This is a genomic window from Amycolatopsis acidicola, from assembly GCF_007713735.2.
GTDB classification, from domain to species: domain Bacteria; phylum Actinomycetota; class Actinomycetes; order Mycobacteriales; family Pseudonocardiaceae; genus Amycolatopsis_E; species Amycolatopsis_E acidicola.
Window position 1 is genome coordinate 1 of the sequence record NZ_VMNW02000044.1, and the last position, 18,680, is coordinate 18,680.

Genomic DNA, 18,680 nt, shown 5'->3' on the forward strand with positions numbered 1-18,680 from the left:
GGGTTCGATTCCGGCAGGGTGTCGCGCGACCTCGAACAAAGCGCAGTGCCCCGGACGGGACTCGAACCCGCACTTGATCGATTTTAAGTCGACTGCCTCTGCCGATTGGGCTACCGGGGCACCGCACACCCTACTGCGGCGCCCCGCCCGGTCAGGACCTGGACGCCCTGGCGAATTCTTCCTTCGGGTTGTTGATCTGCCCCAGCGAAACGACCTCGCGCCGGAACAGGCCGCCGAGGGTCCAGTCCAGCAGGATCCGCGCCTTGCGGTTGAAGGTGGGCATCGCCTTGAGGTGGTACGCGCGGTGGAACACCCAGGCGGGGAAACCCTTGATCTTCAGGTTCAGCGCGTCGGCCACACCCTTGTGCAGGCCGAGACCGGCCACGGCACCGAGGTTCTTGTGGTAGTAGTCCTTCGGCTTCCCGCCGCGCAGCACGCGGATGATGTTCGCCGACAGCACGCGCGCCTGGCGCACCGCGTGCTGGGCGTTCGGCGGGCAGGTGGCCGTCGGGTCCTGCTCGGTGCGCGCGAGGTCCGGCACGGCGGCGTTGTCACCGGCGGTCCACACGTCGGGGTGGCCGACGACCTGCAACGCCGCGGTGGCCTCCACGCGACCGCGCTTGTCCACCGGCAGATCCGAGTTGGTCAGCACCGGGTTGGCCTTCACGCCGGCGGTCCAGATGATCGTGTCGCTGTCGAACTCGGTGCCGTCCGACAGCGTGACGTGCCCGTTCTCGAACGACTTCGCCGCGGTGGACAGGAAAACCTCGATCCCCCGCCGCTCGAGCTGCTCGACCGTCCACACCCCGAGCGTCTCGCGGACCTCGGGCAGGATCCGCCCGGCGGCCTCGACGAGCACCCAGCGGATGTCCTTCGGCTCGATGTTTTCGTAGTAGCGCGTGGCGAAGCGCGTCATGTCCTCGAGCTCGGCGAGCGCCTCGATGCCCGCGAACCCACCGCCGACGACGGTGAAGGTGAGCAAGCGCTTCCGCAGCTCCGGATCCAGCGTGCTGGCCGCCTGGTCGAGCTTCGTCAGCACGTGGTTGCGGAGATAGATCGCCTCACCGATGGTCTTGATGCCGATGCCTTCCTCGGCGAGACCGGGGATGGGCAGCAACCGCGCCACGGCGCCGAGCGCGACCACGAGCACGTCGTAGTTCAGCTGCTCGATGTGCCCGTCGGCGGCCTCGACCGTGACGGACTTGCGATCGTGCTCGATCTTGTTCACGCGCGCCGTCAGCACATGGCAACGCTTCAGGACCCGCCGCAGCGGCACGACCACGTGCCGCGGTTCGATGGCGCCGGCCGCCGCCTCCGGGAGGAACGGCTGGTACGTCATGTGGGGCTGAGGATCCACAATGGTGACGGACGCTTCATTGGCGCGGAGCTTCTTTTGGAGTCCCAACGCGGTGTAGAGCCCGACGTAACCACCGCCCAGAATCAAGATCCGGGTCGGTTCCGACTTCGCTGCGGCCATAGCAGTATCTTCCCACTCTCCCTTGACATCCGCTCGTGCACCCCAACCAGCTGTGACCCCGGTCGCGTCGCAGGGCGAAACGATTCAGACACGGTGCTTCAGCCCAATCCGGCCACCTTCGCGGCACGGCCGAGAACGTCCCGCAGCATCGCCGGGGTGAGCCTGCCCGTGAAAGTGTTCTGCTGCGACGGATGAAAACAGCCGAAAACGTGCAGCGGCGGGTCTCCGTGAAGCAGGATTTCCGCCCCGTGACCGAATTTCGGGCGCGGTTTCGGCACCGGCCGGACGTCGTTCAGCACCGGCATCAGCGCCTGCCAGCCGAACGCGCCGAGCACCACGACCGCCCGCAACGTGGGACGCAACAGCTCCAGCTCGCGCACGAGCCAGGGGCGACATTCGTCACGTTCGGCGGGGGTCGGTTTGTTGTCCGGCGGCGCGCAGTGCACCGGGGCGGTGATCCGGGTGCCCCGCAGTTCGAGGCCGTCGCCGAGGCGTTCGGACGTCGGTTGGGACGCCAGTCCCACGTCGTAGAGCGCTTGGAACAACACGTCGCCGGAACGGTCGCCGGTGAACATCCGGCCCGTGCGGTTTCCGCCGTGCGCGGCGGGGGCGAGGCCGACGATCGCGAGCGCGGCGCCGTCCGGGCCGAACCCGGGAACCGGGCGGCCCCAATAGGTCTCGTTCGCGAAGGCCGCGCGCTTGGTGGCCGCGACGTGCTCGCGCCACTCCACGAGCCGCGGGCACCGGCGGCATCCGGAGACGGCGAGATCGAGCTCGGCCAAACCACTCACCCGCCCAGCCTAGGACGGTCTTCGCCGCTAGATTCCAGGCATGCCCGAAGACACCAAAGCCGAGGAGAACGGCGAAGAGCGCCCGGCCGAGCCGACCGACGACCTGGTCACCACCAGCCACACGATCACCGTCAAGCGCCGCAAGCTCGCGTACACCGCGCAGACGGGGCGCATCGTGCTGCGCAAGGAAGTGACCACCGACGGGAAGTTCGAGGGGCACAAGGCGAAGGCCGAGGTGTTCCTGACCGCGTACACCCTCGACGACGCCGACCCCGGCTCGCGGCCGGTCACGTTCGCGTTCAACGGCGGGCCCGGCTCGGCGAGCGTCTGGCTGCACCTGGGCCTGCTCGGGCCGCGCCGCGTGGTCTCCGGCGACGTCGACGCCCCCGAACCGCCGCCGTACCGCCTGGTGGACAACCCGGAAACCCTGCTGGCGCACAGCGATCTCGTGTTCATCGACCCGGTCTCCACCGGTTACTCGCGCGCGGCCACCGGCGAGAAGTCCAAGGACTACCTGGGGTTCACGCCCGACATCGAGTCCGTCGGCGAGATCATCCGGCTCTGGACCTCGCGCAACGGCCGGTGGCTCTCCCCCAAGTACCTCGCCGGCGAGTCGTACGGCACGCTCCGCGCGGCCGCGCTGGCCGGGCACCTGCAGGAGCGGCACGGGCTGTTCCTCAACGGGCTGATGCTGATCAGCAGCGTGCTCGACATGGGCACGATCGTTTTCAGCGAGGGCAACGACAAGCCGTACTCCCTCTACGTGCCGACGTACGCGGCGATCGCGCACTACCACGGCAGGCACGGTGACCGCCCGCTCGACGACGTCCTCGCCGACGCCGAGGAGTTCGCCTCGCGCGAGCTGCCGTGGGCGCTGGAACGCGGCGCCCGCCTCTCGCCGGAGGAACGCACCCAAGCGGTGCAGACGCTGGCCTCGCTCACCGGGCTCGAAGAGTCCTATGTGGACAGGGTGAACCTGCGGATCGAGCACGTCCGGTTCTTCACCGAACTGCTGCGGGACCAGGGGCTGGCGACCGGCCGGATGGACGGCCGGTTCACCACCTGGGAACCGGACGGCGGCCGCGAGCAGATGAGCGACGACGCCTCGATTTCGCGGATCATCGGGGCCTATTCGGCCGCCTTCAACCATTACGTGCGGCACGAACTGGAATACGAAAACGACCTGCCGTACGAACTGCTGGCGATGGACGTGGTGCGGAACTGGTCGTATTCGGAGTTCGAGGGCCGCTCGGTTTCGGCGGTGGACACGCTCAGCTCCGCGATGCGCGCGAACCCGCATCTGAAGGTGCACGTGGCGCTGGGCTACTACGACGGTGCGACGCCGTATTACGCCGCCGAGCACGTGCTGGCGCGGCTGGTGATTCCCGAGGAATTGCGCGAAAACATCGAATCGGCGTACTACCCGGCCGGGCACATGATGTACGTCCACGAGCCGTCACGAGTACAGCAGTCGAAGGATCTCGGCGCGTTCGTGGCGAACACCAGCAATCGCTGAGAAACCGGGGGTTTCGCCGCGTCAGGCGAAACCCCCGGTCTTTTCTCACGGCCGGGGAAAACTCAGCTTCTCACGTATTCCGACCCGTGTGTCACAGCCGCGTAGGCGTCCACGGCACCGTGTCCGTAGAAGCCGTTGAACGACGGCGAACCCGTGCAAGTGGCGGTGTACGACGCGTCGCGGCCCTCATCGAGGTAGTCCACGGTGCGCGGCACCGGGCACGCGACGTGCGCGGCCGTCCCCTCGATCACCCGCTGCACGGCGTCCGGGCTGAGCCCGAAACCGCCCTTGCCCGGCTTGCCGTACTGGGAAACGATCAGCGCCGCCACACCCGTGGCGTGCGGCGTGGCCATCGAAGTCCCTTGCAGGTACTGGTAATAGCCCACGCGACCATCCGCCGCGACGGCCTTCTGCACGCCGAGCGCGGCGCCTTCGGGGGTCACGTTGCCGTCCGCGTCGATGTTCCCTTCCGCCACACCGACGTTGCGCGGGTACGCGGACAGGATCTCGTTCTCGTTGGTGCGGTACCAATCCGTGCCGAACCCGTCGCGGTAGTACCCGCCGGGCGCGGACACCGAGATCTGCTCCGTGCCGTAGTTGGAGTAGTCCGCCTTGGCGCCCGAAGGACCGAACGCGCCGACGCCGATCGTGTGCGGGCCCTCGGTGGGCATGGACAGGCAGGTCGCGTTGTCGATCGTGCGGTCGTACGCCGCGTCGGCCGGGTAGTCCGGGCTCGTCGCGTCCGGCTGCGGGGCACTGAGGTCGGTGTGCTCGTTGCCGAGCGCGACGACGGAGGTGACGCCCTTGTTGTGCGCGTAGTCCAGCGCGCGCGTCACGGCCTCGACGATGGTGCGCTGTTCGAGCCGCTGCTCGGCGCTGTCGGCCGGGTTGTTCGCGCAGTTGTACAGCCACGGGTCGACGTAGAAGCTCATGTTGACCACGTCGATGCCGGCGTCACCCGCGTACGTGAGCGCGTCGACGGTCGGCTGGAGGAAGAAGTAGCCCGAGTCCTGTCCCGCGCGGATGTTCACGAGCGTCACGCCCGGTGCCACGCCGGAGATGCCGAAACCGTTGGCGGCAGCGGCGATCGTGCCCGCGACGTGCGTGCCGTGCCCGTCGTCGTCGTGGTCCACCGGGTCGACGCAGCCGCGGTACTCGCACGGCCCGTCCACGACCGCGCCGGTCTCGTCGGTGGGGATGTCGCGGGTGAAGTTGCGGGAGTCGGCGGCGTCGAAGTTGGGCGCGATGTCCGGGTGCGAACCGTCGATCCCGGTGTCGATCACGCCGACCTTGACCCGCTTGTCGCCGGGCTGCACCGTGCGCGCCAGGTCCGAGCGCACGGACTTGAGGCCCCACAGCTCGTCGTCCAGCGGATCGGTGCCCGCCGGCTTCTTGGAAACCTGCGATTTGCCTGCCGTGCCACCGGATTCCTTCTCGACGGCGTCCGGTTTGCTGACCGCCTTGTCCTTGGGCGCCTTGCCGATCGAGGTGGCCTTGGCCGCGCCGTAGACCGCCCCGCTCGACGAGACCCGCTCGACGAACCCGTTGGCCGGTGCGCTCGCGGTGATCAGGCCGACCGCGGTGTTGCTGTGCAGGACCGTCCCGCCGGCGTCCCGGATCGCCTGCTCGGCGGCGGAGACGCGCTGACCGGCTTCGGTCAGCACCGTGAACTCCGTGGCCGCGCCGGAAAGCTGCGGCTGCGCGGCGGCCTGCGGGCCCGCGACTGCCAGCCCGCCGATCAGCGGGAGCGCGAGCGCGGTGACGAGCAACCTGGTTCTTCTCAAGGCAAACTCCTCCTCACCATAAAGGTGAGAGGAACCTACCCGGCAAACCGCCGAATCGGAACGAAAACCCGACGAAAGTCAGTGGTCACGATCCGGACGCGGCCACTCAGACCAGGGAAAGCGCGATCCCGTCGAGGATGTCGTGCTCGCTCACGATCAGCTCGGTGGGGCCGCCCCGCTCGGCCAGCTGCTCGGCGAGCAGGCGGACGATCAGCGCGCCGCCGCCGATCACGTCGACGCGGCCGGGGTGGATCACCGGGTTCGCGCCGCGGGTGGCGTGGTCGGCGGACAGCAGCTCGTCGGCCACGCGGGAGATCGTCTCCGGCGACAGCTTCGACAGGTGCGTGCGCTCCGAGTCGTACTCCGGAAGCCCTTGCGACACCGCGGAAAGCGTGGTGACGGTGCCCGCGACGCCGATCCACGTCTTCGCCTTCGACACGTCGACGACCTCGAACGCCTGCTCCAGCACGCTCGCCGCGAACTCGCGCCCGGCGGCGATCTCCTCGCCGGTGGGCGGGTCGGACTTCAGCGCGCGCTCGGTGATGCGCACGCAGCCGATGTCCACGGACTTCGCGGCGGTGACCGTGGCGCGCTGCCCGTCCCAGTCCCCGAGCACCAGCTCGGTGGAGCCGCCGCCGACGTCGACCACGAGGAACGGGCCGTCGTCCGGGTCCTGCTCGCCGACCGCGCCGGTGAAGGACAGCCGCGCCTCTTCGTCACCGCTGATCACCTCGGCCTCCACGCCGAGGACCTCCCGCGTCATCGCGAAGAACTCGTCGCGGTTGCTCGCGTCGCGGGTGGCCGACGTGGCGACCATGCGCACGCGCTCGGCACCCTTCCGCCGCGCGGCGATGGTGTAGTCCGCGAGCGCGGCGCGCGTGCGCTCCAACGCTTCGGGCGCCAGCCTGCCTGTCGCGTCCACTCCCTGGCCGAGCCGGACGATCCGCATCTCGCGGTGCAGGTCGCGCAGGTCGACCGTGCCGTCATGGCGGTGCGTCAGCTCGGCGACGAGCAGTCGGATTGAGTTGGTTCCACAGTCGATCGCGGCAACACGGGGCATGCGGCCAGCCTAAGGGTTGGGGCTCGTCCCGCTAGTCGTGGTCGTGGTGGTCGTGGGCGCGCACGGGTCCGGGGTACCCGACGACGTAGTGGTCGTCGTCGTGGTGGTCGTTGTGGTCGTCGTGGTGGAGCTCGGACACGTCGGCGTTGTGGACGGCGTGGTCGTCGTTGTCGGCGGCGTGGTGACCGTGACCGGGTTCGAGCCCGTCGTGGTGGGTGCGACGGACGTGGGCGCCTGCGCGGCCGTCGCGGCGGGCGGCGCCACCGGCGTTGTCGTGGTGGTGATCGGGGCGGGCGCGGGCTCGGCGGGCATCGACGGCGCGCCGATCGGGACCGTACTGTCCGGCAGCTGCAGGACACCCTTGCGGTACGCCTCCGCCCACAGGATCACTGTGTCCACATAGACATCGGAGTTGTTGTAGCGGTAGATCGCCGACCGCAGCTGGTCGGGGTTCGCCAGGTCCAGACCGCCCGAGCACAGGTAGCGGCCGGTGGCCAGCGTCGCGTCGAAGATGTTGTTCGGGTCGGACACGCCGTCGTTGTTGCCGTCCGCGCCGTAGAAGCCCCACGTGGACGGGATGAACTGGGTGGGCCCGACCGCCCTGTCCCACACCGTGTCGTGGTCCCAGCGGCCGCCGTCGGTGTCCGGGATCGGCGCGGTGTTGTTGGTGCCGTTGAGTTCCGGGCCGAGGATGGGCTCGAGGGTGTTGCCCGCCTTGTCGACGTAACCGCCGCGCGCGTGGTTCGACTCGATGCGGCCGATGCTCGCGATCAGCGCCCAGTCGATGTGGCAGTCCGGGAGTTCCTTGCCCATGATGTCGGCCGCGTTGCGGTACGCCGCCAGCGCCGTGCCGGGAATGCCGAGCGGGCCGCTCGGGAGTTCATACGCTGGAAGGGGTTCCTGCACGGCGGCGGGCTTCGGCAGACTTCCGTCCACGTTGACCGCCACCAGTTTCGGGTCGAAGCCCTCCACCAAGGGAACGTCGCGGGTGTGCTCGGCGGCCGGGGTGGCCGTCCAGTTCTGGGTGCCGCCGCTGGCCGCGACGGCAGGGAGGATCGCCAGTACGCCACCGACCGCCGCGACGAAGGTCTTGTGGCGCAAGCCGAGTCTTCGGATCTTGCGCCGGGCGATGCGAACCCGCGTCAACCGCACAACCCCAGACCCCTCCTGTCCGGAACCCTGCCCTGGGTCGATCCTTGCCCGGGCAGTGTTAAGCCCGGGTAACCAGTAGGGCTATCCGCACAGGGGCCGGAGTCGTTACTTCGCGCAATCCCCGGAAGGCCAGTCGGGGCGCAGCAGTTCGAGGGTCTCGTCGCCGAAGGGGTTCACGCCGGGGCCGCAGGCGAGCGTGTGCGCGAGGTGGACGTGGAGGCATTTGACCCTGCCCGGCATACCGCCCGCGGTGACCTGGTGGCCGAGCGGCTCGATCGCGTCGCGCTGCGCGAGGTACGACTCGTGCGCCCGCAGGTACGCCGCGGCCAGCTCCTCGTCGGTCTCCAGCCGCGCGGTCATCTCCTTCATGATCCCGGACGCTTCCAGCCGTCCGACCAGCGAAGCCAGTCGCGGGCAGGTCAGGTAGTACAGGGTGGGAAACGGCGTCCCGTTCTCCAGCCTCGGACTGGTCTGGACCACCGAGGGGTGGCCGCCGGGGCAGCGCGCGGCGACCGCGCGCAGCGCCCGCGGCGGGCGGCCGAGCTGGACGGCGATGATCTCGCGGTCCGCTTCGGTCACCGGCTCGAACGAGGGCAGTTCCGTGCTGTTCACGCCCCCATTGTCGCAACCGCGTGCTCAGCCGCCGAGCGTGGACCAGAGTTGGTCGTACCAGGCGGCGTCACCGGGGCCGGCCTGCTTCTGGACGTGCTGTTGCTCCTGCGGCTGCGGATTGTCCTCCGGCAGCTGCACGAGGTACGGCGTTTCGCCCGGCATCACGTACCGCAGCCGACGCCGGGCCTCGGCCTGCACCTGGGCCGGATCGCTCGCCGCGGCCTGGCGGGACTGCAGCTCCGCGACCTCGCGCTTCAGCCCGGCCTGCCGCTGCTCCTGCTCCGCGATCTCCGACCGCTGGCTCAGATACGTGCGCAACGGCACGGCGAGCGTGAACGCCAGCGCGCACACCACGATCGCGAGCACCGCCGCGCGCCGGGTGGTGGACATGCCCAGCACCTTGGCGGCGCCACCGGCCGGATTCGCGCCGAGGCCACGGCGCAGCCGCGCCTTCACCGGCTCCCGGCGCACCTGCCGCGGCCGCCGGGCGGGAGCCCCCTCGGCGCGGCGGGCCGAACCCTCCGCGCGCCGGGACGGGAGGCCGTCACCGCGACGACCTCCCCTGCCCGTGCGCTCCCTGCCCCGCTCTCGCATGGAGGGCGTCAGCTCTCCGTGGCGAACCGCGGGAAGGCCAGGTCACCCGCGTAGCGGGCGGCGTCCCCGAGGGTTTCCTCGATGCGCAGCAGCTGGTTGTACTTCGCCACGCGCTCGCTGCGGGCCGGGGCACCGGTCTTGATCTGGCCGACGCCGGTGGCGACGGCGAGGTCGGCGATCGTGGTGTCCTCGGTCTCGCCGGAGCGGTGGCTCATCATGCTCTTGTAGCCGTACGAGGTGGCGAGCGAGATCGCGTCGAGCGTCTCGGACAGGGTGCCGATCTGGTTGACCTTCACCAGCAGCGCGTTCGCCGCGCCGCGCTCGATCCCGGTCTCGAGGCGGTCCGGGTTGGTGACGAACAGGTCGTCGCCCACCAGCTGCACGCGCTCACCGATCTTGCCGGTCAGCGAGACCCAGCCGTCCCAGTCGTCCTCGGACAGCGGGTCCTCGATCGAGACCAGCGGGTAGTTGTCCAGCAGTTCGGCGTAGTACGCGCCCAGCTGCTCGGCGGACTTCTTCGCGCCCTCGAAGCTGTACGCGCCGTCGGCGTAGAACTCCGTGGCCGCCACGTCCAGCGCCAGCGCCACGTCACGACCCGGGACGTAGCCCGCCTTCTCGATCGCCGTGGTGATCAGGTCCAGCGCCTCGCGGTTGCTGGACAGGCTCGGCGCGAAGCCGCCCTCGTCACCGAGGCCGGTGGCCAGCCCGCGGCCCTTGAGCACGGACTTGAGCGAGTGGTAGACCTCCACGCCCCAGCGCAGCGCCTCGCGGAAGGACTCGGCGCCGATCGGCGCGATCATGAACTCCTGGATGTCCACGTCGGTGTCGGCGTGCGCGCCACCGTTGAGGATGTTCAGCATCGGCACCGGCAGCACGTGCGCGTTCGGGCCGCCGAGGTAGCGGAACAGCTCCAGCTCGGCCGACTCCGCGGCGGCCTTCGCGACCGCCAGCGAAACCCCGAGCAGCGCGTTCGCGCCGAGGCGGGACTTGTCCGGGGTGCCGTCGAGGTCGACCAGCTTCTGGTCGACGATGCGCTGCTCCACGGCCTCGACCCCGGTCAGTTCCGGGCCGATCTCGTCGAGCACCGCGGCGACCGCGCGCTCCACGCCCTTGCCGTTGTAGCGCTGGGTGTCGCCGTCGCGAAGCTCGACGGCCTCGTGCTCACCGGTGGACGCCCCCGAGGGCACGGCGGCGCGCGCCAGCGTCCCGTCGTCGAGTGCCACCTCCACCTCGACGGTCGGGTTGCCACGCGAATCCAGGATTTCGCGGGCGCCTACCTGCTCGATGACCGCCACTCGTCGCTCCTTGATCGGTTGTGCCGGCGATGACGGCACCAGCGTAACGGCAGGTCGTGATCACCCGGTGGAGGCTCACGCCACTTCGCCGGGACTTACTCCGGGCGGATCTCCTGCCACCCCGACGGAAGGTCGGCGGTATCGGAGATCTGCTGCCAGAACGTCCAGCTGTTGCCACCGATGTCGGCCACCGTGAACACCCTTGCCCCGTAGGGCTGGTCCTGCGGCGGAGCGACGTCACAGCCCTCGCCGAGTGCCTCGCAGACCAGCTCGTACTGCGCGTCCGCGTCCGGGACGAAGATCACGTTCAGCTGGCCGACCGGGCGGTCCACCCCCTTGGACTCCCAGTAGTCCTCACCGACGCTCGCGAGCACGATGTCGGCGTCACCCGCGGACAGCGTGGCCTGGAACACCACCCCGGACCCGTCCACGTACCGCACGCGTTCGGTGAACCCGAAAACCCGGACCAGCCAGTCCAGTGCCTCCGTGGCGTCGGTGTAGTACAGGTAAGGCGAGAGGCCGAGATATCGCGGTTCTTCGCTCATAGCCGGTTAGTGCATCATGCCGGGCCGGGTGCCCGTGATCGCACCCCTGCCCAACGGGGCGCGCGGCGGGTAATCTAGAGCTGACTATGGATGACGAGGACCTGGGCCGGGCGGACACCGGCGAGCACCGGTTCGAAGCGTTCCGTCAGGCCGAAGCGTTGGTGGAGAACAGACGGCCGCTCGACGCGCTCAAGGCGCTCGAGCCGGTTCTCGAGGCCGATGCCGACAAACCGAGCGTGCAGCTGCTCGCCGGCCGCGCGTATTTTCATTCGGCCCAGCTCAAGCACGCCGAGCAGGCGTTCACGAAGGTGCTGGAGCTCGATCCGTCCGACCACTACGCCCGATTCGTACTCGGACGCACACTGCAGCGCCTCGGCCGGTTGGTCGAGGCGCTCGGTCAACTACGGATGGCGTGGGCGATGAACCCGGTGCCCGAGTACCAGGACGCCCTGTCCGAGGTCAACGCGCGAGTGCGGCTGCAGGAGGGGTAGCGCCGCCGGAAAGCGCTTACCGTGCGGTGGCGAAGCGGTCGGCGTCGTCGAAGATCTCCCGCGCGTCCGGGACGGACTGGGTGTAGTTCAGGATCGTCGGCCACCAGCCGTCGGCCGTGGCGAGGTCCGCGCCGGACGAGCAGAGGTAGCGGCCCATCGTGTAGGCCGCGTCGTCCGGGCTGGTGGTGTCGGCGGGTTTTCCGTCGGCCACGGCACGCGCGCCGTAGTGCTGCCAGATATCCTGCCGCACCGGCAACGGGCCGGCTCCGGCGGCTTCGGCCTGTCCGATTCCGGCCAGCGTCGCCCACGAGAGGTGGCAGCCGGGCGCTTCGTCCCGCAGCCACATCTCCGCTCGGCCATAGGCGACGAGCACGGGCCGCGCGAGTTTCGTGGCGGGCGCGAGGTTCTTGGCCCACGTGTCGAGCTCGGCGATGTCCGACGCGCGCGGGCGGTCGGCCGGAGCCGCGACAGCGGCGTGCGGCGCCGTCGCCCCCGGCGGGGGCGCGAGCGGCTGAGTCGTCGCGGGCGCCGCGGGTGTCGGCGTGGCCGGTGTCTCGGGGCGGGTGGTGCCGACGGTGAAGATCAGGATCAGCCCGGTCGCGACCACGCCGAGGGCGAGCAGAAGCGACGACGGCGAGCGGCGCGATGCCGCGACGTCCCCAGGTTGGGTGGACTCATCCACCCGAACAGGTTAGCCCGCCCCTCACGGGTGGTGACGCGCAATTCGCTCTAAACCCTTCGCGCCGGGTCGCGGCGCCCAGGCGGTCCCTCCCCGGCGGCGGGTTTGGCTGGGTGTGTCGGTCACGGGGACGGAGGAGCGGTCGTGCGCAGGCGGCGCGCTCTGTCCACAAAGGATTCGGTGATGGAGTCGGTGCAGCGCAACGGTTCGGCGCTGGTCGTCGCGCTGCCCGGGGCTCGCGCCGCTCAGGGTTCGCGCCGCGCCGCCAGGGGTTCCCGCCCGCCGGGGGTTCGTGCCGCCAAAGGTTCGCGCCGCCCGCTGTTCGCGCCGCCCAGGGGCTCCCGCCGCCCGGGCTCGCGCCGCGCCGCCAGGGTTCGCGCCGCCCGGGGTTCCCGCCGCCAAAGGTTCGCGCCGCCCGATGTTCGCGCTGCCAGGGATTCGCGCCGCGCCGCCCGGGGCTCGCGCCGCGGTGGGCAGGGTTCGCACCGCCCGTGGTTTCGCGGCGCCAGGGTTTCGCGGCGCCAAGATTCGCGCCACCAGAGGTCCGCGCCACCAAGGTTCGCGCCGCCCGGGGCTCGGGTTCGCGCCACCAGAGGTTCGCGCCGCCCTGCCCGGGATTCGTGCCGCGCTGCCAGGGGTTCCCGCCGCCCGGGATTCGCGCCGCCCCGCCCAGGATTCGCGCCACCCTGCCCGGGGTTCCCGCCGCCCGGGATTCGCGCCGCCCGGGATTCGCGCCGCCAGGGTTCGCGCCGCCCGGAGCTCGGAAGCCGCTACCGGGGCTTCGGCCAGTAGGCGCGCCAGCCGTCGGCCTCGAGGGTGGCCGGGTCGACGCCCGCCGCGCGCGCGTTCGCCTCCGCCGCTCGCACGTCCGCGGCGAACTGCTTCGCCACAGTGCGCAACTCGCCCTCGGGGTCCACTCCCGCGCGCCGCGCCGTCGCCGCCGAGCGGAACAACTCCACGCCCGCGCCGGAACCGGCCGGGAACAGGTCGAGCGGGATCCCGGCCCGGCCGCTGCGCTGGCCGAGCTTCCCGGCGAGCGCCGCCGCGGGCTGCCCGAGCGCCACACCATCCACAATGGACAGCCGGCGCTTCTCGGCCTGCTTCAGCTCCTCCCACTTCAGTTCCTGGTGTTCGGGGCTGTGCACGTGCTCGCCGTCGGCGAAGATGTGCGGATGCCTACCGACGAGCTTGTCCACCAGCTCACCGGCAACGTCGTCGATACCGAACGGTTCGCCCGCGTCCTCAGCCGCCACCCTCGCGTGGAAAAGCACCTGCAGCAACACGTCTCCGAGCTCCTCGCGCAGCGCAGGCCTGTCGCGCTCCTCGATCGCCTCCAACAGTTCGTAGGTCTCCTCGACCAGGTACTGCCGGAGCGAGTCGTGCGTCTGCGCCGCGTCCCACGGGCAGCCGCCCGGCGAGCGGAGCGTGTCCATCACCTGCGCCGCCTCGACGAGGCCGGAACCGGCGGGCTGCGCGATCACGCGCGCGCCGGGCAACGCGCGTACCGCCGCGTCTTCCCGATGCGTGGCGAAAAGCACGAGCGGCACGTCGGCCGCCTCCGCCGCCAATGTCGCGCTGTCCGGGACGGGCTTCGCGCCCAGCTGGTCCGCGACCTCGGCCGTGAGCCCGGCCGCGTAGACGATCCGCGCGCCGCGAAGGAACGGGAAAGCGGCAGGCGGCACCCCCGCGCCGGGGTAGGGCAGGAGGACGACCGTGGCGGTCAAGGCTGGGTGGATCCCTTCGTGGACAACACGAGGCCGGTGGTCTCGGCCTCGCTGGCCGCGACGTTCATCGCGACCGGGTCCCACACACCGTAACGCGGGTTGATTTTCGCGCCCGACGCGTCGACGTACGGCTGCAGCAGCCTCGCCCCGATCGCGACGAGCTGGTTGGCCGTCGGCTCGCTCGTGTTGTCCACCGACTGCGGGGTGCTCAGGTCGCGCGCGCGCACGACGCCCACGACCCAGGTGGCGTACTGGCTGCTCGGCTGGAAGGCCACGACCGTGCCCGGCTGCACCCCGTACAGGACGGTGGCGGCGAGGTCCGGGCTCTGCACCGCGGGCACCTTGAACCCGAAGCTGGCGTCCTTGCCGGTGGCCGCGTCGGACTGGATCAGCCGCGTGGCCGCGCCGGGGTCGGCCGCCATCTGGTTCGCCTTGGCGACAGCCTGGTCCCGGTCCGTCACGGTGGTGTAGTCGAAGGTGACGCTGAGGTTCGAGACGTACTTCGCGCCCAGTTCCTGCATCAGCACGTTGTCGACGATCACCTCGCGGTGGTCCCGCGCCCGGTACGCGATCTGCGTGGCGATCTGCGACGGGTCGACGCCGGTCGTGGACACCGGCTGCGCCAGCGGGTCCTGCTCGAGCGTCTTGCTGACCGCGTTCTCGTCCGCCACGAGCCCTTCGCGCTGCGCGGCCCGGCGCACCGCGTCGTGCAGCATGTACTGGCCGACGATCGCGCGGCCCAGCTGATCCAGCTTGTGCTGCTGGGAAAGCTGTTGCGCGGCGGGCTGTTCCTGCACCGCCTTGTCGATCAGGAACTGCACCTGGTCCGTCGAGACCTCGTTGTCCGAGAACAGGATGGCGGCCCGGACCTGACTAGGCCCCGCGCCGCACCCGGCAACGAGCAGACACGCGGCGAGGACGGTGACCAGCGCCCGAGGGCGACCCATGATCCGCATCACACGCGTACCCTCTCACAGCGCCCGGGATTTCGGGACCCCGCGCCTCCCCACATCCGGCTCCCCGGGTTGCCGTGTTGGCCCCTCCCGCGGGCGTGTTCGCCCCCCACGCCGGCGTATTGGCCGCCCCCGTCGGTGTGTTGGCCCCCCACGCCACGGCGATGTGTTCGCCCTCGACACTGGGGTGGCGCCCCCGTCGGCGTGTTGGCCGCCCCGGTCAACGTATTGGCCGCCCCCGTCGGCGTGTTGGCCCCTCCCGTCGGCATGTTGGCCCCTCCCGCGGGCGTGTTCGCCCTCCACGCACATCCCCGCCCGACTGTTGTGTTGGCCGCCTCCGGAACGGCCAACACATCAACGGGAACGGCCAACACGCCCGCGAGAACCGCCAACACACCAACCGGAACGACCAACATGCCGCCGGACCCCGCGATGCCTAACCGACGGGCGCGGGGGCTTTCGTCAGGTTGTGCAGCAGCTTGGTGCACCACTCCAGCAACGCGTCGTCGCGGAGCGGCGGGGCGCCGATGCGGCCGCCGGCCGGGCCCTCGGTGGGCTTCGGCACGGCGACGGTGTTCGTCACCGCCTTGAACGTCGCCTTCGGGTACAACCGCTTGAGCCGCACCAGTTTCGAGTCCGGCAGCGGCAGCGGCGCGAACCGGATGGTGTTGCCCTGCAAGGTCACCTCGGTGACCCCGGCCTCGCGGCACGCGTGCCGGAAAGACGCGACAGCAAGCAGCCTGCGCACCGGTGCCGGCGGCTGCCCGTAGCGGTCGATCAGCTCCTCTTCGACCGCGTGCAGCGCCTCGGCGTCCGGGGCCGCGGCGATCTTGCGGTACGCCTCCAGCCGCAGCCGCTCGCCCGGCACGTAGTCGTGCGGGATGTGCGCGTCCACGGGCAGATCCACCCGGACCTCGCCGAGCTCCTCGTCCTCGATCGGCTCCGCGCCGGCGCTGCGGCGGAACACGTCGACCGCTTCCCCGACCAACCGGACGTAGAGGTCGAAGCCGACGCCCGCGATGTGCCCGGACTGCTCGGCGCCCAGGATGTTCCCGGCGCCGCGGATCTCCAGGTCCTTCATCGCGACCGCCATACCCGCGCCGAGTTCGGTGTTCTGCGCGATGGTGGCGAGCCTGTCGTGCGCCGTCTCCGTCAGCGGCGACTCCCCCGGGTACAGGAAGTACGCGTAGCCACGCTCGCGGCCACGGCCGACGCGACCGCGCAGCTGGTGCAGCTGCGCCAGCCCGAGCAGGTCCCCTCGCTCGACGATCAGCGTGTTGGCGTTGGAGATGTCCAGCCCGGTCTCGACGATCGTCGTGCACACGAGCACGTCGAACTCGCGCTCCCAGAAGCCCTGGATGATCTTCTCCAGCCGCTCCTCGTTCATCTGCCCGTGCGCGGTCACGACGCGGGCCTCCGGCACCAGCTCCCGCAACCGCTTCGCGGCCTTCTCGATCGAGGAAACCCTGTTGTGCACATAGAAAACCTGCCCGTCGCGCAGCAGCTCGCGGCGGATCGCGGCGCCGACCTGCTTGTCGTCGTACGCGCCGACGTAGGTCAGGATCGGGTGCCTGTCCTCGGGCGGGGTGAGGATGGTCGACATCTCGCGGATGCCGGCCAGTGACATCTCCAGCGTCCGCGGGATCGGCGTCGCCGACATGGTCAGCACGTCGACGTGCGTGCGCAGCGCCTTGATGTGTTCCTTGTGCTCGACGCCGAAGCGCTGCTCCTCGTCCACGATGACCAGTCCGAGGTCCTTGTAGCGGACGCCGGTCTGCAGCAGCCGGTGCGTGCCGATCACGATGTCGATCTCACCGTCGGCGAGCCCGGCCAGCACACCGTCCACTTCGGACTTGTTGGTGAACCGGGACAGGCCCTTGATCTTCACCGGGAACGACTGCATCCGCTCGGAGAAGGTGTTCAGATGCTGTTGCGCCAGCAGTGTCGTCGGCACGAGCACCGCGACCTGCTTGCCGTCCTGCACCGCCTTGAACGCAGCGCGCACGGCGATCTCCGTCTTGCCGTAGCCGACGTCGCCGCAGATCACGCGGTCCATCGGGACGCCGCGCTCCATGTCGGCCTTGACCTCGTCGATCGCGGCCAGCTGGTCGTTGGTCTCGGTGAACGGGAAGGCGTCCTCCAGCTCCCGCTGCCACGGGCTGTCCTGGCCGAACGGGTGCCCCGGCGCGGCCTGGCGGGCGGCGTAGAGCTGCACCAGCTCGGCCGCGATCTCCTTGACCGCCTTGCGCGCCTTGGCTTTCGTGTTCTTCCAGTCCGAGCCGCCGAGCTTGTTCAGCGACGGCAGCTCACCGCCGACATAGCGGGAGACCTCGTCGAGCTGGTCGGTCGGGACGTACAGCCTGTCGCCGGGATGCCCGCGTTTGGACGAGGCGTACTCCAGCACCAGGTACTCGCGGGTGGCACCGGCGATCGTGCGCTGCACCATCTCCACGAAGCGCCCGATGCCGTGCTGGTCGTGCACGACGTAGTCGCCCTTTTTGAGCGCCAGCGGGTCCACCGCATTGCGCCGCCGGGACGGCATCTTCGCGCCGAGGTCCTTTGTGGACGTTCCGCCGGTGGCGCCGCGGCCGGTGAGATCGGCTTCGGTGAGCACCACGAGCCGCAGCTCCGGCACGACGAAGCCTTCGGCGAGCCCGCCGCACGCGACGGTCACGACACCCTGCGGGAGCGCGCCGGTGATGCCCTCGCCCGCGAGCGTGGCGGGTACCTCGGCGCCGGAAAGTTGTTCGACGGCACGGCTTGCCGTGCCGTGCCCCGCGACGACGAGCACCGCGGTGCCCTCGGCCGCGAGGTGGGCGCGCAGGTCGGTGACCGCCCGCTCGAGGTCACCGCGATAAGCCGGGGACGCTTCGACCGCCACCTGGTAGACGTCGGCGTCCTCGGTGGTCAGCTGCGACAGCGTCCACCACCGGCGGTTGGTCTCCCCGGCGTGCTTGGCCACCTCCGCCAGATCCCGGTACGCCGACGCGCCGAGGTCGATCGGCGCCTGCCCGCCACCGGCCGCGGCCATCCACGACGCCTCCAGGAACTCCTGCCCGGTGCGCACCAGATCGTGTGCCCTGGCGCGGATCTTCTCCGGGTCGGCGAGCACCACGTGGGTGCCCTCGGGCATCGCGTCGGTGAGCAGGTCCAGCTCGCCGTCGCAGAGCACCGGGATCAGCGCCTCCATGCCCTCGGACGGGATCCCGTCGGCGAGCTTGGCCAGCATCTCGGCCAGCTGCGCGTCCGCCTCGTACTGCTCGGCCAGCTCGCCGGCGCGCGCCTTGACGTCCGGCGTGAGCAGCAGCTCGCGGCACGGCGGGGCGTGGAAGTGCTGGATTTCGCCCTGCAGGGAACGCTGGTCCGACACCGCGAAGGCGCGGATCTCGCTGACCTCGTCGCCCCAGAACTCGACGCGGTACGGGTGGCCCGCCGTCGGCGGGAAGACGTCGAGAATCCCGCCGCGGACGGCGAACTCGCCGCGCTTCTCGACCATGTCCACGCGGGTGTAGGCCAGCTCGACGAGCCTGTCCAGCACGCCCTCGAACTCGTTCTCCTCGCCCACGGTGAACTCGACCGGCGCGAGCGCGCCCAGCCCGGGCGCCATCGGCTGGATGAGGCTGCGCACGGTGGCCACCACGACCCGCGGCGGGTTCTCCCCACGCAGCTGGTGCAGCACATCGAGCCGCCTGCCGACCGTGTCGGCGCGCGGGGAGAGGCGTTCGTGCGGGAGCGTTTCCCACGACGGGAAATCCGCGACCGCGTCCGCCCCGAGCAGGCTCGTCAGCGCGGCCGTCAGCTCCTCGGCCTCCCGGCCGGTGGCCGTGACCGCCAGCACCGGGACACCCGCGCCCTCGTCGGCCGCCAGCGCCGAGACCACCAGTTGCCGCGCGGTGGTCGGGCCCTGGAGATCGAGCAGCGGCGCGCAGGCGCGTTCGACCACGCCGCCCAGCGCCGGGTGGTCGAGAACCGAAGACAGCAGACCGGACAACACCCCGTCTGTCACG

General features: G+C 70.6%; 15 protein-coding genes and 1 tRNA gene. 2 read left to right on the forward strand and 14 right to left on the reverse strand.

Translation table 11 applies throughout. The features are described 5' to 3' along the window. Positions 1-46: 46 nt before the first annotated feature. The 3 genes from FPZ12_RS25890 to FPZ12_RS25900 all read right to left on the reverse strand — a co-directional run bounded on the left by FPZ12_RS25890 (position 47) and on the right by FPZ12_RS25900 (position 2,268). Positions 47-120: transfer RNA gene (locus tag FPZ12_RS25890), tRNA-Leu, on the reverse strand. A 31-nt stretch (positions 121-151) separates the two neighbouring features. Continuing rightward, positions 152-1,477 carry an NAD(P)/FAD-dependent oxidoreductase gene (locus FPZ12_RS25895; RefSeq protein WP_144758983.1) on the reverse strand — a complete coding sequence of 442 codons (1,326 nt, stop codon included), beginning with the start codon at positions 1,475-1,477 and terminating at the stop codon, positions 152-154. A 98-nt stretch (positions 1,478-1,575) separates the two neighbouring features. Next, positions 1,576-2,268 (reverse strand): uracil-DNA glycosylase, encoded by a 693-nt coding sequence (locus tag FPZ12_RS25900; protein WP_144758980.1) that lies wholly within the window; start codon positions 2,266-2,268, stop codon positions 1,576-1,578. A gap of 40 nt (positions 2,269-2,308) precedes the next feature. On the opposite strand from FPZ12_RS25900, the gene FPZ12_RS25905 reads away from it, so the two are divergent. Then, a complete protein-coding gene (locus FPZ12_RS25905; RefSeq protein ID WP_144758977.1) occupies positions 2,309-3,784 on the forward strand; it encodes a S10 family peptidase in 1,476 nt (491 codons plus the stop codon). A 62-nt stretch (positions 3,785-3,846) separates the two neighbouring features. On the opposite strand, the gene FPZ12_RS25910 is transcribed toward FPZ12_RS25905, so the two are convergent. The 7 genes from FPZ12_RS25910 to FPZ12_RS25940 all read right to left on the reverse strand — a co-directional run bounded on the left by FPZ12_RS25910 (position 3,847) and on the right by FPZ12_RS25940 (position 10,826). Continuing rightward, on the reverse strand, positions 3,847-5,568 hold the full coding sequence (locus FPZ12_RS25910; protein ID WP_243770028.1) for a S8 family serine peptidase: 1,722 nt from the start codon (positions 5,566-5,568) through the stop codon (positions 3,847-3,849). A gap of 106 nt (positions 5,569-5,674) precedes the next feature. Further along, positions 5,675-6,628, reverse strand: a complete 954-nt coding sequence (locus tag FPZ12_RS25915; protein ID WP_144758974.1) for a Ppx/GppA phosphatase family protein — start codon at positions 6,626-6,628, stop codon at positions 5,675-5,677. Positions 6,629-6,637: 9 nt separating this feature from the next. Continuing rightward, positions 6,638-7,780 carry a lytic transglycosylase domain-containing protein gene (locus tag FPZ12_RS25920; protein ID WP_144758971.1) on the reverse strand — a complete coding sequence of 381 codons (1,143 nt, stop codon included), beginning with the start codon at positions 7,778-7,780 and terminating at the stop codon, positions 6,638-6,640. 105 nt (positions 7,781-7,885) lie between these two features. Beyond that, on the reverse strand, positions 7,886-8,392 hold the full coding sequence (locus FPZ12_RS25925) for a DUF501 domain-containing protein (RefSeq protein ID WP_144758968.1): 507 nt from the start codon (positions 8,390-8,392) through the stop codon (positions 7,886-7,888). A gap of 24 nt (positions 8,393-8,416) precedes the next feature. Continuing rightward, positions 8,417-8,986 (reverse strand): FtsB family cell division protein, encoded by a 570-nt coding sequence (locus FPZ12_RS25930; protein WP_144758964.1) that lies wholly within the window; start codon positions 8,984-8,986, stop codon positions 8,417-8,419. An 8-nt stretch (positions 8,987-8,994) separates the two neighbouring features. Beyond that, positions 8,995-10,281, reverse strand: a complete 1,287-nt coding sequence (gene eno / locus FPZ12_RS25935; protein ID WP_144758961.1) for a phosphopyruvate hydratase — start codon at positions 10,279-10,281, stop codon at positions 8,995-8,997. A 95-nt stretch (positions 10,282-10,376) separates the two neighbouring features. After that, positions 10,377-10,826 (reverse strand): VOC family protein, encoded by a 450-nt coding sequence (locus tag FPZ12_RS25940; RefSeq protein WP_144758958.1) that lies wholly within the window; start codon positions 10,824-10,826, stop codon positions 10,377-10,379. Between the two features lie 86 nt (positions 10,827-10,912). Here FPZ12_RS25940 and FPZ12_RS25945 point away from each other — a divergent pair, with 86 nt between their 5' ends. After that, entirely contained in the window at positions 10,913-11,317 is a 405-nt protein-coding gene (locus FPZ12_RS25945) for a tetratricopeptide repeat protein (protein ID WP_144758956.1), read from the forward strand. Between the two features lie 16 nt (positions 11,318-11,333). Here the strand turns inward: FPZ12_RS25945 and FPZ12_RS25950 are convergent, their stop codons facing one another. From FPZ12_RS25950 to mfd, 4 genes are all read right to left on the reverse strand, one after another. Further along, a complete protein-coding gene (locus tag FPZ12_RS25950; protein ID WP_144758953.1) occupies positions 11,334-11,999 on the reverse strand; it encodes a lytic transglycosylase domain-containing protein in 666 nt (221 codons plus the stop codon). A gap of 767 nt (positions 12,000-12,766) precedes the next feature. Further along, on the reverse strand, positions 12,767-13,720 hold the full coding sequence (locus FPZ12_RS25955) for a nucleoside triphosphate pyrophosphohydrolase (protein ID WP_144758950.1): 954 nt from the start codon (positions 13,718-13,720) through the stop codon (positions 12,767-12,769). Continuing rightward, the gene (locus tag FPZ12_RS25960) at positions 13,717-14,667 is read right to left on the reverse strand and encodes a hypothetical protein (RefSeq protein WP_243770029.1); all 951 of its coding nucleotides are present in this window, start codon (positions 14,665-14,667) and stop codon (positions 13,717-13,719) included. The genes FPZ12_RS25955 and FPZ12_RS25960 overlap by 4 nt, the downstream gene beginning before the upstream one ends. 442 nt (positions 14,668-15,109) lie before the next feature. Continuing rightward, complete coding sequence (mfd, locus tag FPZ12_RS25965; protein WP_144756353.1) at positions 15,110-18,664, reverse strand: transcription-repair coupling factor; 3,555 nt, start codon at positions 18,662-18,664, stop codon at positions 15,110-15,112. Positions 18,665-18,680 lie beyond the last annotated feature (16 nt).

Coding starts and splice junctions, on each gene's coding strand:
- FPZ12_RS25940 (WP_144758958.1), bottom strand. CDS start 10,826: ATGAGCGAAGAACCGCGATATCTCGGCCTCTCGCCTTACCTGTACTAC.
- FPZ12_RS25945 (WP_144758956.1), top strand. CDS start 10,913: ATGGATGACGAGGACCTGGGCCGGGCGGACACCGGCGAGCACCGGTTC.
- FPZ12_RS25905 (WP_144758977.1), top strand. CDS start 2,309: ATGCCCGAAGACACCAAAGCCGAGGAGAACGGCGAAGAGCGCCCGGCC.
- FPZ12_RS25915 (WP_144758974.1), bottom strand. CDS start 6,628: ATGCCCCGTGTTGCCGCGATCGACTGTGGAACCAACTCAATCCGACTG.
- FPZ12_RS25960 (WP_243770029.1), bottom strand. CDS start 14,667: ATGGGTCGCCCTCGGGCGCTGGTCACCGTCCTCGCCGCGTGTCTGCTC.
- FPZ12_RS25930 (WP_144758964.1), bottom strand. CDS start 8,986: ATGCGAGAGCGGGGCAGGGAGCGCACGGGCAGGGGAGGTCGTCGCGGT.
- FPZ12_RS25895 (WP_144758983.1), bottom strand. CDS start 1,477: ATGGCCGCAGCGAAGTCGGAACCGACCCGGATCTTGATTCTGGGCGGT.